At 34.0% G+C, this 18322-nt stretch carries 23 protein-coding genes and 1 pseudogene; 11 read left to right on the top strand and 13 right to left on the bottom strand.

The features are described 5' to 3' along the window. Positions 1-521: 521 nt before the first annotated feature. The 7 genes from ABWU74_RS01100 (at position 522) to ABWU74_RS01070 (ending at position 5796) form a co-directional block, all read left to right on the top strand. The gene (locus tag ABWU74_RS01100) at positions 522-2924 is read left to right on the top strand and encodes an ankyrin repeat domain-containing protein (RefSeq protein WP_138265074.1); all 2403 of its coding nucleotides are present in this window, start codon (positions 522-524) and stop codon (positions 2922-2924) included. 148 nt (positions 2925-3072) lie between these two features. Then, complete coding sequence (locus ABWU74_RS01095; RefSeq protein ID WP_015588824.1) at positions 3073-3384, top strand: hypothetical protein; 312 nt, start codon at positions 3073-3075, stop codon at positions 3382-3384. Between the two features lie 136 nt (positions 3385-3520). Further along, the gene (locus ABWU74_RS01090) at positions 3521-4069 is read left to right on the top strand and encodes a head-tail connector protein (protein ID WP_095742630.1); all 549 of its coding nucleotides are present in this window, start codon (positions 3521-3523) and stop codon (positions 4067-4069) included. 106 nt (positions 4070-4175) lie between these two features. Next, positions 4176-4586, top strand: a complete 411-nt coding sequence (locus ABWU74_RS01085; protein WP_209473187.1) for a DUF3168 domain-containing protein — start codon at positions 4176-4178, stop codon at positions 4584-4586. Further along, positions 4561-4950, top strand: a complete 390-nt coding sequence (locus tag ABWU74_RS01080; RefSeq protein ID WP_353289336.1) for a phage tail tube protein — start codon at positions 4561-4563, stop codon at positions 4948-4950. Before ABWU74_RS01085 ends, ABWU74_RS01080 begins: the two co-directional genes overlap by 26 nt. A gap of 65 nt (positions 4951-5015) precedes the next feature. Next, the gene (locus ABWU74_RS01075) at positions 5016-5414 is read left to right on the top strand and encodes a hypothetical protein (RefSeq protein WP_274979026.1); all 399 of its coding nucleotides are present in this window, start codon (positions 5016-5018) and stop codon (positions 5412-5414) included. Next, positions 5392-5796, top strand: coding sequence for a hypothetical protein (locus ABWU74_RS01070; protein WP_274979027.1), 405 nt, complete (start codon positions 5392-5394; stop codon positions 5794-5796). Before ABWU74_RS01075 ends, ABWU74_RS01070 begins: the two co-directional genes overlap by 23 nt. A gap of 506 nt (positions 5797-6302) precedes the next feature. Here the strand turns inward: ABWU74_RS01070 and ABWU74_RS01065 are convergent. From ABWU74_RS01065 to ABWU74_RS01035, 6 genes are all read right to left on the bottom strand, one after another. Next, on the bottom strand, positions 6303-6467 hold the full coding sequence (locus tag ABWU74_RS01065; RefSeq protein ID WP_084741697.1) for an IS3 family transposase: 165 nt from the start codon (positions 6465-6467) through the stop codon (positions 6303-6305). After that, positions 6460-6621: a DDE-type integrase/transposase/recombinase gene (locus ABWU74_RS01060; RefSeq protein ID WP_010082071.1), complete on the bottom strand. Its 162-nt coding sequence runs from the start codon at positions 6619-6621 to the stop codon at positions 6460-6462. Before ABWU74_RS01060 ends, ABWU74_RS01065 begins: the two co-directional genes overlap by 8 nt. A 3-nt stretch (positions 6622-6624) precedes the next feature. Further along, positions 6625-6921 (bottom strand): IS3 family transposase, encoded by a 297-nt coding sequence (locus tag ABWU74_RS01055; RefSeq protein ID WP_094189604.1) that lies wholly within the window; start codon positions 6919-6921, stop codon positions 6625-6627. Positions 6922-7043: 122 nt separating this feature from the next. Further along, positions 7044-7346 (bottom strand): transposase, encoded by a 303-nt coding sequence (locus tag ABWU74_RS01045; protein WP_209472831.1) that lies wholly within the window; start codon positions 7344-7346, stop codon positions 7044-7046. A gap of 170 nt (positions 7347-7516) precedes the next feature. Beyond that, complete coding sequence (locus ABWU74_RS01040; RefSeq protein WP_264705760.1) at positions 7517-8689, bottom strand: porin; 1173 nt, start codon at positions 8687-8689, stop codon at positions 7517-7519. Positions 8690-8751: 62 nt separating this feature from the next. Next, a complete protein-coding gene (locus tag ABWU74_RS01035; RefSeq protein ID WP_010962355.1) occupies positions 8752-9567 on the bottom strand; it encodes a PAS domain-containing protein in 816 nt (271 codons plus the stop codon). Between the two features lie 233 nt (positions 9568-9800). Here ABWU74_RS01035 and ABWU74_RS01030 point away from each other — a divergent pair, with 233 nt between their 5' ends. Further along, positions 9801-10586, top strand: coding sequence for an enoyl-ACP reductase (locus ABWU74_RS01030; protein WP_006280349.1), 786 nt, complete (start codon positions 9801-9803; stop codon positions 10584-10586). 16 nt (positions 10587-10602) lie between these two features. Here the strand turns inward: ABWU74_RS01030 and secD are convergent, their stop codons facing one another. After that, positions 10603-11958 carry a protein translocase subunit SecD gene (gene secD / locus ABWU74_RS01025; protein ID WP_246165649.1) on the bottom strand — a complete coding sequence of 452 codons (1356 nt, stop codon included), beginning with the start codon at positions 11956-11958 and terminating at the stop codon, positions 10603-10605. On the opposite strand from secD, the gene ABWU74_RS01020 reads away from it, so the two are divergent. Then, positions 11945-12226, top strand: coding sequence for a hypothetical protein (locus ABWU74_RS01020; protein WP_039964338.1), 282 nt, complete (start codon positions 11945-11947; stop codon positions 12224-12226). The two genes, secD and ABWU74_RS01020, sit on opposite strands and share 14 nt — an antisense overlap. A gap of 53 nt (positions 12227-12279) precedes the next feature. On the opposite strand, the pseudogene ABWU74_RS01015 reads toward ABWU74_RS01020, so the two are convergent. After that, positions 12280-13112, bottom strand: a pseudogene (locus tag ABWU74_RS01015) (IS5 family transposase). Positions 13113-13257: 145 nt separating this feature from the next. Between ABWU74_RS01015 and ABWU74_RS01010 the strand changes: the two are divergent. Continuing rightward, a protein-coding gene (locus ABWU74_RS01010; RefSeq protein ID WP_094745768.1) for an IS630 family transposase occupies positions 13258-14269 on the top strand; the annotation gives its coding sequence in 2 pieces (ribosomal slippage) (positions 13258-13719 and positions 13721-14269; 1011 coding nt in all). A 94-nt stretch (positions 14270-14363) separates the two neighbouring features. Here ABWU74_RS01010 and ABWU74_RS01005 read toward each other — a convergent pair. The 3 genes from ABWU74_RS01005 to ABWU74_RS00995 are packed head-to-tail and all read right to left on the bottom strand — an operon-like array spanning position 14364 to position 16086. Continuing rightward, positions 14364-14738: a helix-turn-helix domain-containing protein gene (locus ABWU74_RS01005; protein ID WP_264375450.1), complete on the bottom strand. Its 375-nt coding sequence runs from the start codon at positions 14736-14738 to the stop codon at positions 14364-14366. 22 nt (positions 14739-14760) lie between these two features. Further along, on the bottom strand, positions 14761-15090 hold the full coding sequence (locus ABWU74_RS01000) for a helix-turn-helix domain-containing protein (RefSeq protein WP_007549995.1): 330 nt from the start codon (positions 15088-15090) through the stop codon (positions 14761-14763). 51 nt (positions 15091-15141) lie between these two features. Further along, complete coding sequence (locus ABWU74_RS00995; RefSeq protein WP_353289237.1) at positions 15142-16086, bottom strand: hypothetical protein; 945 nt, start codon at positions 16084-16086, stop codon at positions 15142-15144. Between the two features lie 177 nt (positions 16087-16263). Here ABWU74_RS00995 and ABWU74_RS00990 point away from each other — a divergent pair, with 177 nt between their 5' ends. Further along, the gene (locus ABWU74_RS00990) at positions 16264-17346 is read left to right on the top strand and encodes a hypothetical protein (protein WP_353289236.1); all 1083 of its coding nucleotides are present in this window, start codon (positions 16264-16266) and stop codon (positions 17344-17346) included. Between the two features lie 180 nt (positions 17347-17526). On the opposite strand, the gene ABWU74_RS00985 is transcribed toward ABWU74_RS00990, so the two are convergent. Together ABWU74_RS00985 and ABWU74_RS00980 are read right to left on the bottom strand one after the other, a co-directional pair. Continuing rightward, on the bottom strand, positions 17527-17889 hold the full coding sequence (locus ABWU74_RS00985; RefSeq protein WP_353289235.1) for a helix-turn-helix domain-containing protein: 363 nt from the start codon (positions 17887-17889) through the stop codon (positions 17527-17529). A 1-nt stretch (position 17890) separates the two neighbouring features. After that, positions 17891-18226 carry a helix-turn-helix domain-containing protein gene (locus ABWU74_RS00980; protein ID WP_264375456.1) on the bottom strand — a complete coding sequence of 112 codons (336 nt, stop codon included), beginning with the start codon at positions 18224-18226 and terminating at the stop codon, positions 17891-17893. Positions 18227-18322 lie beyond the last annotated feature (96 nt).

Below are 18322 nucleotides of genomic sequence, written 5' to 3'. Positions count from 1 at the left end.
GACGATAAGGTTTATATCTTGTCATCCCAGTGCTTGACACTGGGATCCAGGAATTTTATTAAGTTGGTGAGCATAAAAATAGCTGTTTTACGTTAAAATACAATGTTTTGATGATTATGGAAAGGCTGGATTCCAGTGTCAAGCACTGGAATGACACCATAGGGGCACTGCCATCATAAAGGAACCAGTGTCGGCTACTCGGATGACATCATAGGGGCGCTGGGATGACACCCTGACAATCGTCATCCCGCTACTTGTTAGCGGGATCTGGAGATACCGTGACGGTATGATGAGGGAGAACAGTTAGCGGATGAGATACCGCGAATGAATCGTGGTATGACGGTTCGCGGTGGCATGATGTAGGACTGCTGTGACACCATTATAGAATGAACCAGTGTCAGCTACTTGCATAGAAAATGTTTATGACTAATTTTTAGATCAAACATGGAATTTCGACAAACTTAACTTTTTTGTGAGATGGTTCAGCAATAATAAATAAATTGAGAGGAAAGGTTACGGCAATGGAAAAGAAAAAGTTTTTTGAAATAATAAATGAGGTAAGCAAGAGTGAAGGTTTAAATGAGAATAATTTACTTGAAAGAATAGGGAATAAGCTAAAAGATGCAGACTCAATAGTATATAGCACTTATAACAATTTGAAGATAGATAAGATGTTCAGTATATTAGATTCAGACAAAATTGTAAATTATATGTTGGTACATCTTGCTGTGGAATGTAACAGTGTACCAATAGTAAAACTCCTACTAGCAAAGGAAGCAAAAGTTAATGAACCAATATATGAACTTGATGAAGCTAAGTCTAAGCTAACTGCTTTGCACATTGCTGCTTTGCATGGTCATCAAGAGATAGTTCAGCTTTTATTGAATAATGACGCAAATCCTTTACTAAAAGATAGTCAAGGCCGAACTCCAAGGGATATTGTCGGCGATGTAGAAGGTAAAAAGGCTATAATAAAAATGTTAGAGGAAGGAGAACAACGTTATGCTGAGACAAGAGCTACGAGAAGACAACCTTATAGACAAGGCACTTTACTGCAGCCTAATAATAAAACTCCAGGAAATTTAGCTTTGAACGGAAATAACGTAACTGCTGCAGTACAAGCATGGGGTGCAAAACATCAGGAAGAGAATAGTAGAATTACACCAAACAACAAAAAAGTCTATGTACAAGATGAGGATGAACAGACTTCTTCAAACTCAATCGTTAATGAAAACAATACAGACAAAGTAGATGATACATTAGAAAAAGAACAGGCTATAAGAGAAAGAGATGCTATGGCGCAAAAGTTGCAAGAGGCAGAACAAAGACTTGCCAATAATCAGAAGCGCATAGAACATAATGACTTGCACAGTCAACATCCAGAGCAGTATACTACATATAATGGGGAACAGACCTTTTTAAATAAAAGTAATAGTGGCGATAGTGGAATATATTTTGATGCAGATGAATCTGAAGCTTTAGGCCAATCTATATTAGAAAATGGAGAAGATATTAATGCACAAGATAAAGATGGCGTGACCCATTTACATTGGGCTATTGCAGATAACAATAAAGAATCAGTGGAACTTTTGGTAAAATGTGGAGCAAAAGTTGATGTACAGGATAAAGATGGACTGACCCCTTTACATTATGCTGCTGCATATGGTTGTGTAGAGATTGCAGAATATCTAGTAGAAGGTGGAGCAAATGTTAATGCACAAGATAAAGTTGAGCATACTCCCTTATATTATGCTCTTGCAAATGACAATAAAAAATTAGCAAAGCTTTTGATAAAGCATGGAGCAGATCGCTCATTGATAAAGGATGAAGACCTAATAGATAGACTAAACAGTATGTGTGATCAGCCATCTGAGGTTGTACCTAGTACCTTTTCTCATTCCAAAACACACAACGCAACGGAAACTCCAGAAAAAGCAGAAAAGGTTGAAAAACGTAAAGCTAAGTTAAAAGAATTACGTACTCAGCTAAAGGATGAGCAGAAAAAGAATGAATTGCTAAAACAAAAAATACAAGATCTAGAAAGTAAAAACACAACGCTTAATAGTGAATTAGAAAAAACAAAAACTAAAACAGACGAAGTACCATTAGAAAAAGCGCAAAAGGAACTAACAGAATTGAAAAGTTATATCACTGGACATGGAGCTAGGCTGGACACACTGGAGAAACTCAATGAAGAGAATGAATCACTAAGACAAGAAATAAAAAATCTAAAAAATGAAAACACAACACTTAAGGGTGAATTAGAAAAAACAAAAACTAAAAAAAACGAAGTACCATTAGAAAAAGCGCAAAAGGAACTAACAGAATTGAGAAATTGTGTCACTGAACATGAGACTAAATTGGAAGTACTGGAGAAACTCAATGAAGAGAATGAATCACTAGAACAAAAAATACAAGATCTAGAAAGTAAAAATACAACACTTAATAGCGAATTAGAAGAAAACGAAAATAAGCATTCTAAAACAAAAGTGTTGTTAGAAAAAGCGCAAAAGGAACTAGCAGAATCAAAAAGTTGCATAGTTGGACATGAGACTAAGTTGAAAGAATTCAATAAAGAGAATGAATCACTAACACAAAAAATAAGAAGTCTGGAGAATGAAAACACACCACTTGATGGTGAACTGGGCAAAACTAAAACAAATGAAGTGTCACTAGAAAAAGTAGGAAAAAGACAATTTTCCCCAAAAGTTGCCTATGCGAGCCTTGCAGCTATGTTAGCAGTAGGTGCTGCTCTTAGTATTGCTTCCGGATTGTCTGCTCTATTAATAGTTGCAGCTTCTGTGGTATCTGCACTGATAGCTGGTGGCATTACATACACAATATCAAAACCCATCGCTGAACCAAAACCTACCACTGAATTGAAAGAAGTGAATATTCAAGATTCAGCACAACGGTGTTTGTAAAATTTAATTTGTACACTTGCTATAGATTCCAGCGCGTGACGCTGGAATGTAGTAAAAAGTATTTGTAAGTTACACAGTAGTGTGAATTTTTTACTTCGGTAGTTTTTCATTGTCATTATAATCATAATAATAGTTGAGTTTAATTGATATGAAAACTTTTACGAAAAATTTTAAAAATAACGAAAAAAAGCTAGAGGAGTTTAATAAGGAAATTGAAGATATAACAACTATAGCTCAAGATAAATTTGCACATGAACTTGAAAATATCGCATATGACAGTGTGCAAAAATTTCGCAGTCTGCTTGCTAAAGAGTTAAACTCCACCTTCAATAATATTCATTCTCAAAATGTCAATCTACTAAAATCCAGCCTAGTTGAATATGCTATAAGTTCAAATTTTATCAACAAAAAAGGAGAAACAGCTTTAATACGTTCTCTTCTTAATATATTCATACGATAAAGCACTCAGAGTTGTTGCTGCGCCAATTTAACTTAATGTTGCATGCAAGCTGCATAGCTAAAGTAAGTAAGATTTGCCCCACGCTGTCACGAGGTAAACCTTACTTATTCTAGCTATATCAAAAAGGAGGGTTATTATGTCAATAAGATCTACTTCACCAAGAATATCTGTGCAACGTAAATCTAAGCCTGAATCTTTTCCAGTTACTTTAGAAGAGGTTAAATCTTTTTTACGCATTGAGAACGACCAGGATGATAAGTTGATTTCAGATCTAATTTTTATGGCAACTGATTACGCTGAATGGCATATGGAAAAGTCACTGGTGAAACAAACATGGCAAGTTTCATATGAAGATTATGTACCTCGTAGGATCTATTTAAGCTATGGCCCTGTGAGTAAGATAGTATTGGCTACTGCAATGATGTCTAAAAATCAAGAGAAGAGTACACTTAAGTATTATTTTAGTGATGTAGGGGGCTACGTTGAGTTTTTCAATTGTTTGAATGCAATAAGAGTTGATGTTGTATACGAAGCTGGTTATGACAATGTTCCTGAGCAGATAAAACTAGGTATTATGCGGCATGTTTCTGCTCTTTACAAAAATCGTGAATCGGAGGTAAGTAGCCATTTATCTGAAGTGAAGAAGGTATATTCTCCATTTCGCGAACCAAAGGTTGTTTTGTAGCTCTTTCTGGTCATTCAAACTGGGCTACTACGTCATACCGTTACGGATAGATCCCGCTAACAAGCAGCGGGATGACGAGTTTCTATATATCTTTCGAGGGTTAATTATGAAAAAAATTCAAGCTATAAACGAGTTGTACAGTAGCATTTATGAAGCACTAAAAGCAAACTCTGATTTAAGGAAATATGTTACTAACATTTATGACTACTTACCTAAACAGGTCACCATTCCTTACCTGAGATTGCGTGTAGTGAATTATAATAACCTGCATATGCTGTCCAATTTTGCTACAAAGGCAAGATTTTCATGCGACATATATACTTATCATATAGACAGTATGTTTGCCATTATAAGGCATATTCACTTGATACTTAAGAGCATTGAAGGTTTTAATAATGAGGCCATTTTAGAAAGTAATTGTGCTATGGATCAGCACGATGAAATTTTACATTCAACAATTAATTTTGATATTTTAATAAAAGGAGGTGATAATGAGCAAATTACAGCTAAAAATTAAAGATCATGACAATAATTTTATTGTGTTAAATAATATAAGAAACCTAAGGTTTACTTTGCGTAATAACAGAGAAGAGGTGAAAGATATTTCTTCTTTTGGCTGGAGGAAAGTGCTCGATTGTGCTGGAAGCAGACACATTACGATAAAAATTAATGGAATTTTAGACTCTGTATTAGCTGATGAATTATTACGTAATTCTGCTATGCTAAACTCTAATAATGATTATGAAATTAGTTTTAATGCTAAGGAAAAGATAAGGCTTAGGTGTTCAGTTGAATTGTATGAGAGGTATTATGATCCTGTTACTTTTGACGGCTTTACTGTAGTTTTAACTAGTGCTGAAGTTGTAAACGCTTTTCATTAATGTTAATTTAATTTTTTCATATACAATAATAACTGGTGAGAATTTTAACTAAATTAAAAAAAATCATGAATGACGAAAACCTTTTCGAGGAAGACGGTGATAATATTGAAGAAAATAACGATGATAAAAGAGAGAGAAGTTTAGAAAATGAAAATCAGCAAAATCAAGAAGAACAACACAAAGAGGAAGATAAGCAATACATAATACAGTATATTCAAGACTATTTGAAAGTTTTTGAGGATATTCTAAATCAGATCGACGAAGGAATTGATAATTCGGATAGTTACGAAAGGACTATGCAAATAAAGCGAAGCATAGACAGGCTCATAGAGACTTTATATAGTCAGGCTGCGTCCGAAGATATTGATGCAGAATTTGAAACTACCAAACACACTCGCGATAAATCAGAATCTATGAAAAGAGTTAGAGAGAAGAAAGCAAGTGATAGAAGAAGTATTAAGTAGCATGTTTGCCCAGCAACAAAAGGAGCTAATGAACGCTAAACACTTAAGTCATGGACATGAAACAGCAAAAGATGGGGATGTCCACGAAGCAAAGGAAAAAGTGAAGTCTTCAATCAGGGGAGTGTTGTTTTCGGTGATTGCTCATAGGATGGATCCAAGAAGGAGGGCAGGGGAAACTGCTGACGGTAACGAAAAGCAAGCTCATATATATGGCAGGGAAGCAGTTGGTGGAGCTTTAGGTGCATTGTTAAAAACGTTTTTAACAGCAGTTATTGCCGTTGTGCGTGAAATTGCTAAGCCACTTCAGAAACCGGAAACATCTTTTGCAAAACAAGTTGAAGAAAGCAGAAACGCAGATTCACAAAAGGGTCGATCTGTGTAGATTTCTCCTTGTAATAATCTTTCGATTCTACTGTCTGTTAATTCAAATTAGGGTTATAAAATTTTAGAAGCCAGCTCTTATATAACCAATTTATAGCAAGAAATTACGATACAAAAATCAGCGTCCGTTAGAAAATAAACATAACACAGGGTGATAGAGTTGCCCCTATCCATAAGCGTCAGTTAAGCTCAAAATTGTAAGCTTAAAATATGGTTGAATAATTATTAATAATAGTATATAATTATTAACGTTTTTCAGGCATTTTTGTTATGGGTGCGCCAAGTAAGCGTTTAGAATACAGTTGGTGAAAATCCAACTTAGGCAAAGTCTAGCCAACAGCCTAGAACAGACCATTATGCTGCGTGAGGTAACGAGCGTAGTAAAGCTAATGGAATGGACAATATAGGGTGCAATGAAAATTGACCTTACCCAGAAAAAGTGGAGAGAAAGTGTGGAATGTTTTTTACAAAAAGAATGATGCATCAAATTGTTCTGGAATGCAATAGTTAATAGTGACGTTGTTTGTTATAAAAAATTTCTATGTATTCAAATATTGCAGTTCTAGTGTGTTGAGCAGAGTGTTGTGAAGTATCAATAAGTATTTCTCTTTTCAATGAGCTAAAGAAGCTTTCTGCAACAGAATTGTCGTAACAACAGCCTTTATTACTCATCTATATTCTTTACAGCTAAGAGATATTGATACCCTTGCGCAGTATATTGTGAACCTTGGTCACTGTGCAGCAGTAGATTTTTAACAGGTTTACGCCTATTAATGGCCATTAATAAAGAGTTCATAACCAATTGTTTATTTATTGCACTACTCATTAACTACCATACGTGAGAATTATTGCTGCCAAATATAGCCATCCCTCCTTGGTTTTGATGTAAGTAATCCCATACTTTATTTGGTTGATCAACAATAAAGTTTTGATCTAGTATATTGGGAGCTACAGCTCTATTATCTGTTTGTTGTTTTTTAATTTTAAACTTTCTTCTCAGTATAGCCCTGATGTCATTTTTCTGCATAATACTTTGCACCGTTTTCAAATTGCAACTTTTACCCAAAGCCTTCAATTCAGCATGAATTTTAGGAGCTCCATATCTACATTTAGAAACTTGATATATTTTTTGAATAGCTTCGAGTAGCTCTTTATTTGCTGATTCTCTACTGCTTATTTTTCTTGTGGTCCACTTATAGTAGCCACTAGCAGAAAATCCTACATAATTCCTGTACTTTATAGCAGTTACTATATAAAAAAATATTTTACTCTTTTTGACTGGCCAGGGCTTTTTTTTAAATGTCTCTTTCCCTTGTTACTCTTGCTTTGTAAATCAAACCTCTCTTTGTCGTAAGGAGCCATGTTACCTCTACCTGGAAATGCATTTGCCGCTGACTTTTTTTCGTTATATTTCTTCATCCATTTTCCTAATAAACCACCCTTTATTCCTAAATCTCTTGCTATTTTTGTAATTGTTTGACCTGCCTTTCTTTGTTCATTTGCCAGTTTAACAGCTTCCAATTTGAATTCTGCCGTATATTCTCTTACCATTTCTAATCCTCCAAAATTTTATTTTACCCGAAAAAACTCTTTTCTTTCTCTCCACTTTTTCTGGGTAAGGTCAGTTTACTGGCCTCTCCATGAGTGAGATTGAAAAATTAAGTGGAAATCTGTGAACGTTTACCTTGGATAACAGAAAAGAGTGTTGGAAGGAGGCAATATTAAAAACTTAATTTCAGTCCAGCCAAGAACACATAACCAGAGTTGTTATTTTCTATTTTAGGCTCTTTTGTACTAAACTTTACAATATCGAAATAGTATGAAGTACCTAAAAAAAGAGAATTTTCAAGGCTTAAAGCATATGATGTTAACTCGTTTGTACCTTCGCCTGCAATATCCCTACCACTACTAAAATATGTTAAGCTTGATTTGTAAGAATCAGAATGGTAAGCGATACCTGCATTCATATAATACGTATTATTTATTTCAGGATTACGCTTCTCACCAGATTTACCACCATTACCATACGAAAAAATGCAATCAAGATCGAACAATTTTAGCTTCAAACCAAAATTCCAGTGCAGTAATTGATTACGGCATTCATAATTTTTAGAAGTTCCATCTGAGCAATCAGTTAAATTTTCTCTTGCAAATTCACCAGTTAAGGCAGTAGTAAAACCTATATCATCTGACAAGCTGTTTTTATAGGAAAGGCCAGCAGCAATTAAATTGCTGTACTGTAAGTTATTTTTTCCTGGAACATAACTGAATCCGAGTTGAAAGTTATAGATTTCAGGGGAGATGTAGTTAATTGATGATTGTTTTAACCCTAGTTCGAGTTCATTATAATCGCTATAAATATTGGGCTTGACCCAGAACACCTTGTCTTGATCATATCCAGGGTCACCATCTTTTTTATGATCACCGCGCAAATTTGCATAGTTTGTCCAATGACCATTTACTCCTCCAGCAGCTGCATAAATTTTTGAAGTGTTAATTAACATGCTCTGACCAACTAAACTTCTTTTACCATATTCAATTGATCCAAGTTCCTGGTTTTTTATGATAAAATACCATTCCTCCATGTCTAACTTTTCTATGTCTAACGCTTTTAGGTTTGCAATACCAGAAACCCCTGCCTTAACATTAACCCCCATTTGAGTATTTGGATAAACTTGCTGTAAATAAAGAAAGCGCAAGTATGAATAACTTGAAGTTTTATCCTTAGGCTTAGCATTGAAAGAATCTCTGTTGAAGGCGTAGCCGAATCTCAAATCTATTTTTCCGTCTAGTTCTGCATAAAATATTTCCTTATCCAAAATTGTTTTAGAGCTAGCACTATTCTGCAAAAACAATGATGAAAGCAGTGCTACCAGGTAGTACTTTAACTTCATAAATAAACTTAAATCTTTATAAAAATTTAAGTTTAAACTCAATATAAATAAAAAACAACTTTTCAGAAGGCACCGCTGGTAGATTTTGCTGCCTGTTTTTGAGCTATATTCCCATAAATTATTGATACACTTGGTAATTTTCGCTTTAATAACTGCTTATTAATGGCAGAATGTATACGATTAATTATTTTAGATATACTTTTTACATCGCAGTTAATCAAAACAAAAAGCACTTTATTCTCATCAATATACCCTAGAAAATCATCACTACGGCAATTTTTATAAAAATGTTCTATGATAACTTTCAGTGCATTATTTGTCTCACTACAGCTACTATTTAAGCCAATCACTCCTATAGCTGCATTAATTTGATGTTGAAAGGCAAAATTTAATATAACGTATAACTCTAGAATAGTGGACTCATTGCCCGGTATATCGAATAAGTCATGGTTTTTATATTTTTTACCCATTAGATATTTATCTCTAAAGATTCCTAGTTTATGGGACAAACTGATATCACGTATTAATAGCTCATAATTTATTTTATTACTGGCAAATTGTGCAGTGCGGAAAACTTTTACTTTTGTCCTGATATCTTCTCCCTTAGCATCAATTAAGGAAAAATCTATCACTTTAGGTAGTATATCAAGTAAATCGTGTCCATTTTCGGTATACTCTAAATAATTCTTCACGTTGTCAGCTGCTCTTGTGCTTAAGATATTAATTAATGGCTTATTAAGCAAATTCTTCTCTTCATATTTTAACAAATCCCTTGCAACTTGATTGAGCCCTAAAATTAACACGTTTTTTTTCTTATTATCCTGACAAACAGATACCACAGCATCATCTTTTCTTCTTGCAGTTATGAAATCATCCATACTTTCATTCTATACAGCGTATTTATAAGTATAATAAGATTATATTAAGATTTACTTACTTATTAATATGCTTAATTGGGTATAGGCAGAATGTCATATGGAATGGCTTTGTTGTAGAAGAATCAAGATTACTGTTTATAGACTTCAAGTTACTGCAAAAAATATTTTAAAACATAGTGATATCTTGACTTTACCTAGTTAATATTCCAAATTATAAAAAAACAGATAGTTCTATGACGACAAGTCTATTACAAGGCAAAAAGGGATTAATAACCGGAATAATAAATAAGAGATCAATAGCATACGGTATAGCAAAAACTCTCTCAGAGCACGGAGCAGAACTTGCAATCACCTACCAGAATGAAATAATAAAAGAAAAACTATCACCAATAGCAGATGAACTAAATGTGGAGCTAATATTACACTGCGACGTTTCAAATGAAAAAATCATAGATAACGCTTTCGAAATAATAGAGAAAAAATGGGGTACTCTTGACTTTTTGGTGCATGCAATAGCATTCTCCGATAAAAATGAGTTAGATGGTAAATATGTCAATACTTCACTGGATAACTTCCTCAATGCAATGCATATATCGTGCTATTCTTTTACTGCTTTAGCGCAAAGGGCTGAAAAAATGATGTCAAATGGTGGTAGTTTACTTACTTTATCTTATTATGGCGCTGAAAAAGTTATGCCAAATTATAACGTTATGGGTTTATGTAAAGCGGCACTTGAAGCAAGTGTAAAATATATAGCATGTGATCTCGGGCCACAAAATATCAGAGTAAATGCAATTTCCGCTGGTCCAATCAGAACTTTAGCATCTTCTGGAATAAGCGATTTTCACTCCATATCAGAATGGAATAGAAATAACTCTCCGCTCAGACGCAATGTTACAATAGAGGATGTTGGCAAGGCAGCGTTATACTTATTAAGCGACTTAAGTAGTGGCACTACTGGAGAAATTTTGCACGTTGATTCAGGATATAACGTTGTGGGAATGAAGGTGGTTGACTGAGATCTAAATCCTTAATTCAAAGCGCTAGTTCCTTCGGGTTCATACACAACTCTATCAGGAGTTTTGTGACTGTGATTGCAGAAAACATCGAACATAAAATTCCTATTGATAGAGTGACAGAAAAGCCTCTTATTGCTCCACTGCCAATAATGAACATTATTCCTGCAGCAATTAATGTAGTGATATTTGAATCCAGTATTGTCTTTATAGCGTTTTTAAACCCTTCTTCAATAGCACGTTCCACTCTCTTGCCAGATTTGATTTCCTCACGAATTCGCTCAAATATTAAAACATTTGCATCCACCGCCATACCAACAGTAAGTGCAATACCGGCAATTCCAGGTAAAGTTAGAGTTGCTTCAAGCAGAGTGAGAATTGATAATATAAGAACTACATTAGAAAAAAGTGCAACAGAGGCCAATACACCTAATTTGCCGTAAGTGATGATTATAAATAAAGCCACGGCTATAATAGAGATTGTTGCTGCCATTTCCCCTGCCTTTATTGATTCTTCTCCAAGACTTGGGCCAATGTTTTTTTCTTCAATTATTTTAAGTGGTGCTGGCAGTGCTCCAGATTTTAAAAGTATTGCAAGTTCGCTTGCTTGTTTTTCAGTGAAATTACCGCTAATTTCTCCCTCTCCATTTAAAATTGGCTCACGTATTGTAGGTACTGTTAAAACTGTGTTATCCAGAACAATTGCAAAAGGCTTTCCTACATTTTCTTTAGTGATTTTCGCGAATCTTTTACTCGCTATACTGTCAAATTTAAAATGCACTGTCGGTTTACCTAAATTGCCGAATCTAACTGATGCGTTAACCAGCGAATCACCACCTATTTCAGTTTTGCGGAATATTGGATAAGAATTACCTAAAGAATCCTTGAGCATGACAGTGGTTTCATGGTCTATATCCTGCACCTTGGCTATGTTAGTGTTTGCCAAATGAAAAGCTAGCTTAGCAGTTTTGCCAAGCAGAGATTTTATCTGCTTGGTATCTTCTACTCCAGGCACCTGCACTAATATTTTATTCTGCCCTTGTTTTTGAACGCTGACTTCCTTTGTGCCAAGTTTGTCCAAACGGCGCTGGACATTGTTTATTGATTCTGCAGCTACTTCACTGATCAAAGAATTTTTATAATGGGGTTTATACGAAATGAGAATCGAAGAATCTTTTCTATTTAGCTCTAAATTTGGATTTATCGCATTAATCAACACAGATGCTTTTTTATAATCATCAATATTATTTAAAGTTATAACGCTATTTTGTACGTTAGATTCAATATTTTTTGTTAGCAATGTCTCTTTTATTTCGTTAGCTAGCATGCTTAGCTTTTCCTTAAAATAGAAGTCTAAGTCTATGTTTAAAAGCAAAGATGCCCCTCCTTTCAGGTCAAGGCCTAAGTTTATTCTTTTTTTCGAAATAAAAAGCTTATTATCAAAGAAATTTGGCAGTGTTATGTATAAAGCAAATAAACAGATGCATAATACTGAAAAAGATTTGACTATAAGTCTGTTATACATAAGTTGTAGGTTTAAAATTGTAATAATTGATTGTAAGTTAAAAATAGATTTTTGTAAAATTCTCTATTTGACCTTACCCAGAAAAAGTAGAGAGAAAGTTAAGACGTTTTTATCATGAGAATAAATTGTGCAGGAATGCAATAGTTAGAGGTTGTCCGGAAACTAGTAAATTCAAGCATATTCCCTCTTTAACATAACCCTACTCATAGCTAGGTATATGAAATTCTCAGTGGATGTTGTGAGTAAATCATACTCCTTCGATAGCCTTCTATTCCTATTAACCCAAGCAAAAGTCCTTTCTACAACCCATCTTCTTGGCTGTACTTTAAACCCTTGTTCTCTTGTTGGTAGTAGCTCAGGTGGCGTATCTTTGTGCACCCAAAATCTACATGGAGGCCTTTTAACAATTTCAATATCTATGTCATATTCTTCCTTTATGTGATTCTTTAAATTTCTTCCTTGGTATCCCATGTCAGCCCACATTTTTTTAACTTTAGTATATTTTGTTCTCATATTGTTTAATGCTATTTTAATACCATCTCTATCATTTTCGTTAGCAGCGCCTACGTAACAACCTAGTATAAAACCCTGAGTGTCTGTAATTATATGCCTTTTTCTACCCTTTACTTTTTTACTTCCATCATAGCCTTTGATCCCCCCTTTTCTGTAGTCTTTACAGATTGACTATCTACTATACAGGCACTCGGCTGCTCATTCCTTCCTATTTTTCTTCTACTATATTTTGTAATTTCATAATTCATTTTCTCAAAAATTCCCTGCTTCTTCCATTGCCTGAACTGCTCATACACAGTCTTCCATAGCGGAAAATCATTTGGTAAATACCGCCATTGACACCCTGTACGCAATACATAGAAAATTGCTTCTAATATTTCTTTTTTGCTATACTTTGGCGGCCTTCCTCCTTTCTTGTATGATACTCTGAAGTGTTTTTCTATTCTTGCCCATTCCCTTTCGCTTAGATCTGTTGGATACTTTTTTCTCATCTTTACCCCGTACTAAAATTTCAGATATTATAGCCTTTTACTTGTTTCCGGACAACCTCTAATACCAATTCCCATTACACGGCAAACAGATGGACAAAGATGGAAGAAAAGCCATAATGAAGTAAGTAAAATAGTTGAGGTATAAATGGCATTAAGATCAAAATTATTGGATGAAAAAGTAGTAGAATCAGCAAAAGAAATGCTGAAGAAAGTAAGGAATAATGCATATGTTTCAAAAAAACTAAATGCTGTAATTGCAGCAAAAAAGTACAGTATAACGGCTGTAGCAAAAATATATTGCATTTCAAGAAGCGCACTAACTTCGTGGGTAAAACTCTTGAAATTTGGCAGAGAAGAAAAACTGTTTGCTCCTCCACAACGCCGTAGAAAAACTAAATTAAATCAGGTTCAACTACAGCAAATTGAAGAGTGGATAGAAGAAAATCCTAATATTACCATTAAAGAAATGAGAATAAGAATCCAGGAAAAGTTCAGATTAAATATCAGCAAATCTACAGTACACCGCTATATGCAAAAGATGAAATTCTCATATATTACACCAAGACCAGTTCATAATGGACAAGATAAAAGCAAACAAGAGGAATTCAAAAAAAAATCTCAATGGAGCTATTAGCAAGTATCCAGAAAAAGAGCTATTTTTCTTTGATGAATCACGGTTTGGCACACATTCAAAGGTTGGACATGGGTGGTTTAAAAAGGGGATTAGAACACAGGTTAAAACAAAATTAGGTAGGCAAAATTTCTATCTCTATAGTGCGGTTAATCCTAGAAATGGAGAGAGTTCTAGCTTATTTGCACCAAATGTCAACACTGATTGCATGAACATATTTCTTGAGCAGATGTCGCAATATCTAGAAACACGAGAGGCTTTTCTTGTTATGGATTGTGCTAGTTGGCATAGGTCAAAAAATTTAAAGGTACCTAAAAATATCGATATTATATACCTACCTCCGTACTCACCTGAGCTAAATCCTGTTGAGAGGCTTTGGTTATATATAAAACAGAACATTTTGCGCAATAAAATATACGATACAATTGCTCTGCTTGAGGGTGCTTTGTGCAAATTTATTACTTCTCTTGCCAGCTCCACAATTAAACAACTCTGCAATGTCTCCTATTTGACTGGCCAACAATGAGAGTTGGTATGACTACACGCATCAAAGTGAAAGAAAAGCAAAATGATGAAGAAAATGAAAGTTTAAGTTTTCTTCAACGACTCAAGGAGAGAATTTATGCTTTAAAGCCTGTATTAGCAAGAGCCTTAATCACTAAATGAACAATGTCACGCAGAGTTTCATCCTCAATTTTTCTATATTCCCTCACTAGCTTTGATATTTCTTCGCTGCCTACATCGCTATGGAAGGCCTTATCATGTAAGTCTTCAGAGGCTTTGGTAAAAAAATACGACATATCAACCGATAGTACTTCTGCTAATTTATATAACCTATCAACTACAAGCCTAATCTCTCCGCTTTCATATCCTTGTACATGCTGAAATGAAATTTCAAGCTTTTTTCCTAAGTCTCTTTGACTAAAACCACACATTAGCCTTCTTTTCCTTATTCTTTCCCCTATTTGTTTATCGATAGGATGTTGTATAGTCATTTTACGTATCAGGTAATATTAACTATGTATTGTCACTTTGAGAAAAAGATTTTACCAATATATAAACTGCACTACGTAACCTTTTGCTCTTAATTTCGTTATATCCTTTGACTAACTTTAGTATTTCTTCATCATAAGCTTCATGTGAGTCAGTGTGCATATCAGTAAAAAAGTTAGCAACATCTATCGATAGTGCTTTTGCTAAATCATATAATCTACTGGCCAAAACACAATTTGAACCATTTTCGTACTTTTGTATCTGTCTATACGAAACACCTATTCTCTTTCCCAATTCGGTCTGTGTCAAAGCACGATCTAACCTAAGTTGTTTTATTTTTTTACCTAATTGCACTTTTCACCTCTTATTCAAATTTACAACAAATTTTATGAAGTGGAAAAAAAGCTAGCAAAGTAATTGCTTTAATAATTTCTGCCTCTCGCTAATTAAATCGTTTGGCCTTACGTATTTTTTCTCAATTTCCCTCATCTCTTTTTCTCGTTCTGCAATGCTATTTCGTATTACTTCAGCCGAGTATCTGCTTTTGCCACATGCAAACTCTGATCTTAATCTTCTAACCTTATATTCGAGCTCAGCAAATCTTTCATGCTGCTCAAGAAGCTCTATCATGTGTTTGATTTCAGAATTTAGCTTTTTTTCCTCAACATCTCTCACAATAAAAGAAAGCAGAAGCTTATCTATTTGGTAATCAATATTTGGTTGAGTAGCAAATAGATTGATCATAGCTTTTACATCAGTAGGATTTGCAACTAATAAGCTAAAATTACTACATAAAAAACTATAGAACTTTATCGTCTTCACAAGATAATTTTTCATATCTTGTGATAATTGCAATTCTTTGTGAATTCCTGACAGCAATATTTTCAATTCTTCCAAGTATTCTACATCAAAATTACCTACTTCTGTAGGTAAAAGGATCATTAGCAGCTTTTTTACAAGCTCAACATCATTTGATTTTACTGCATTATAAAGAGCTTTATCCTTATCTTCTTTTAAATCATAAAGCTCTGACGAGTTATCTATGCTGAATAGATATTCAGTATTTCCTTGAGGAGAGTAGATTAAAATGTCCACTTCTCTTAGCGGGTAGTCATCATTAAACTTTTCTAGTAACTGCTTATCGGTGGTTTCCTCTATTGCTACAGCAGCTTTACTGATCTTTTTCAGTTCAGAAATATTATCTCTTGAATTTTCAAGTATGTCTTTAGCCTTGTCTAGCAGCTGCTCATATAGAATTATTTTTTCTTCATTATCAAGTAGCTGACAATGCTTCTTCAACTTTTCAGTGGAGTAAGACAAGAGATCCATTTCTTTCAGTTTTACAATCACAATACCCAACTTTGATTGAAATTGAAATAATTTTTACAAGATGTGTTTTTCTAGTGTAAATGCCCGTAAAACTTGTTATTATAATATATAGTAAATTAATAAGTCGTGCAATATTAACAATTAAATAATATTTATCACGATATGATCGAATAGTAATGAAATTAAGTGAGGGTTACAATGAAAAAAATAAATGGTAAAAAATTGCCTAGTAAAATGTTAAAAGCGGTAGAGCGAATAGCAAAAGAAGGGTTATTACCTAATTTTATAAAAGCTGCTCCAACAGCGAATAAAAAGATTAGTAAATTACCTGTCTTAACATATCCTGAGGAGCTCAATCCATTTCGATCAGCTTTATGCAGGACAAGACTAAGTGAGTATGAAAATATGAAACTAAATGAATTCCTGGAAAAAGCTATTGCAGCTAAAAATATAAACGAGTTAAGTAAAGTTATCGATGAAGCTTTGGACTTAGGAATAAGAATAAATGCTGCCAATGAAGATGGCTTTGGCTTCGCTAACGTTACAATGTTTAAGATGTATCGTGATGAATTCAAAGGGAATAAACAAGAGGATATAATCAGGAAGTTAGCATTAAATGGAGCAGATTTTAATGTACAAGTTGATAAGAAAATAACTGAAATTCATCAAAAGGTGCAAAAAGAAATTGAGCCACAAATATATAGTAGGCTCACAAAACTCAGGGAAGTTGGAGAGAACGCTACTATAGAAGGAACTGTTGAAAATGTAGAAATCGATAATAAGACCTTCTATATGGAATTTTCACATAGCTGCATAGTTGATGTTGCCAAAGTTGTAGAAGGTGCAAAAAATTTGGGCTTAAGTAAAGGAGACTTAAACCTTGGTGGCAATATTATAAAAATAGGTGATGGTGAAGTTGAAGTCAAAACTGGGAAAGGCGGTGAAAGAGACTACGTGGATATATCGGATAACAGTGCTTTTGCAGTCACATTTTATACTAGCCTAGGAGAGCTAAATTTAATGGTATATCATGACACAGCAGACTATCATCAAGTACAAATTAAGGTAGAAGATGAAGAAATGTGGAACGAGTTGCAAGAAATAGGAGAAATCGTAGGAAAGGGTTGTTTATTTGGTGGAATGTCTGTTAAAGAAGCAGTAGAAAAAGGCAGTTTTACTAGATGTGGAAGGTGGGGCGACCAAAATTCTAAAAGTAGTGAGACCTTTTCTTGGGTGAATAAATTAAAAGACAACAAAACAACATCCGTAGGACGTTCTTGATTGGAGACAAGTGGCTATGTTTCACATAGCTACTTGTATATCAGAAATAAATGGTTAACTATTACAAAGTAAAGTGGTTTTTAAAACTTAATCCAATTTACCATAAATAATTTACTTTAATTAGTATTGCTTGTAGAAGTGTTTTATATTATAAAGAATACCTGAACTTTAAAATTTGTACTATTTGTTAGCAAGAGCCTTTATCACTGAATGTACAATATCACGCAATGTTTCATCTTTAATTTTTCTATATTCTCTTACTAATCTTGATGTTTCTTCGCTGCCTACATCGCTGTGAAAGGCCTTATCATGCAAGTCTTCAGAGGCTTTGGTAAAAAAATATGACATATCAACAGACAAAGCTTCTGCTAAATTATACAATCTATCAACTACAAGCCTTACCTCTCCAGTTTCATATCCTTGTATATGCTGAAATGAAATTCCAAGCTTTTTTCCTAAGTCCCTTTGGCTAAAACCACATATTAGCCTTCTTTTCCTTATTCTTTCACCTATTTGCTTATCGATAGGATGTTGTATGGTCATTTTACGTATCAGATAATATACTTTGAGAAAAAGATTTTACCAATATATAAACTACACTACGTAACCTTTTGCTCTTAATTTCATTGTATCCTTTGACTAATTTTAATATCTCCTCATCATAAGCTTCATGTGAGTCGTCATGCACATCAGTAAAAAAATCAGCCACATTAATTGATAGAGCTTTTGCTAAGTCGTATAGTCTACTAGCCAAAATGTGGTTTGAACCATTTTCGTACCTTTGTATCTGCCTATATGAAACACCTATTTTTTTTCCTAACTCAGTTTGTGTTAAACCACAGTATAACCTAAGTTCCTTTATTTTTTTGCCTAATTCCACTTTTTATTACTAATTTTAGCTGTTCAAGCTTATATTGAATTTTTTAATTTATGAAGTGAAAAAAAAGAAGGAAAGCTAGAGAACTTTCCTTTCAGT

This window comes from Wolbachia endosymbiont (group A) of Paraperithous gnathaulax (assembly GCF_964028485.1).
Taxonomy (GTDB): domain Bacteria; phylum Pseudomonadota; class Alphaproteobacteria; order Rickettsiales; family Anaplasmataceae; genus Wolbachia; species Wolbachia pipientis.
This window is presented reverse-complemented; position numbering and strand designations above follow the sequence as displayed.